Annotated in this window: 1 protein-coding gene; it reads left to right on the plus strand. The window is 61.7% G+C overall.

Going from position 1 to position 1,098, the window contains the following annotated elements:
* Positions 1–696: IS110 family RNA-guided transposase (locus UNPA324_RS00010; protein ID WP_141932833.1), on the plus strand; the 696-nt coding region annotated here is incomplete at its 5' end.
* Between the last annotated feature and the right edge of the window lie 402 nt (positions 697–1,098).

Genomic DNA, 1,098 nt, shown 5'->3' on the forward strand with positions numbered 1-1,098 from the left:
GGGCACACGGTTCGATTGATGCCTCCGGCCTATGTGAAGCCCTACGTCAAGCGGCAGAAGAACGACGCGATGGACGCTGAGGCGATCTGTGAAGCGGTCACGCGACCCAACATGCGATTTGTGCCGACCAAGACAGTCGAGCAGCAGAGCTGCCTGATGCTGCATCGAGCGCGCCATCTTTTCATCCGTCAACAGACAGCAGTGATCAACTCGATCCGTGCCTATCTTGCCGAGTTCGGGATCGTTGCCCCTGTCGGGCGCCGAGGTGTCGAGCAATTGCTGGAAGTTGTCGCTGATCCAGCCGATGGTCGTCTGCCCGAGGTGGCCCGAGCATGTCTTACTGCCCTCGGTGGTCAATTGCGCGCCCCTAAAGGTCAGATCCTTGAGTTTGACCGCCGCATCATCGCCTGGCATCGATCAAATGCGACGAGCAAACAGCTGGACGCGATCCCTGGCGTCGGTCCGGCGCTGGCAACAGCGCTGGTCGCCAGCATTGCCGATCCCAAAGCCTTCCGATCCGGGCGGGACTTCTCGGCCTGGGTTGGTCTCGTGCCAAAGCAGAGCTCGAGCGGGGGCAAAGACAAGCTTGGCAGCATCAGCAAGCAGGGCGATCGCTATTTGCGTAGCCTGTTCACTGCTGGCGCGCTCGCCGTAATCCGCTACGCCAAGATCCATGGCACGGGGCATCGGCCATGACTCACGCGATTGTTGGCCCGGCGGCCCACCAAGGTCGCGGCCATCGCGCTTGCCAACAAGCTCGCCAGGATGGCTTGGGCGATGATGGCGAGGAACGAACGCTACCAGGAGCCGGCCGCGCTGGCGGCCTAAACGAGATCGCGTCGACATCGCCGGCGTGACGTAACGGTTGGGAGGGCGAACAGCACGTAATGCAGTGCCGGTCGATCCGGCGATCAGGACAACCCACATGGGCCACAGCATCATCGAATGCGTGCTTTTGACCGGGACCTGATCCGCGGAGGGCATTATGGCCAGCGGTCACGTGAACCGCGCTAACAGGCCGAACACATGGCTGCTCCGACCAATACTGCGACGTGAAGATTCTCCTTGCCAACCCGGAGCCGTCCACACATGGCCCTT

The sequence above is a fragment of the Bradyrhizobium sp. UNPA324 genome (assembly GCF_006658635.1).
In the GTDB taxonomy this organism is placed as follows: Bacteria; Pseudomonadota; Alphaproteobacteria; order Rhizobiales; family Xanthobacteraceae; genus Bradyrhizobium; species Bradyrhizobium nanningense.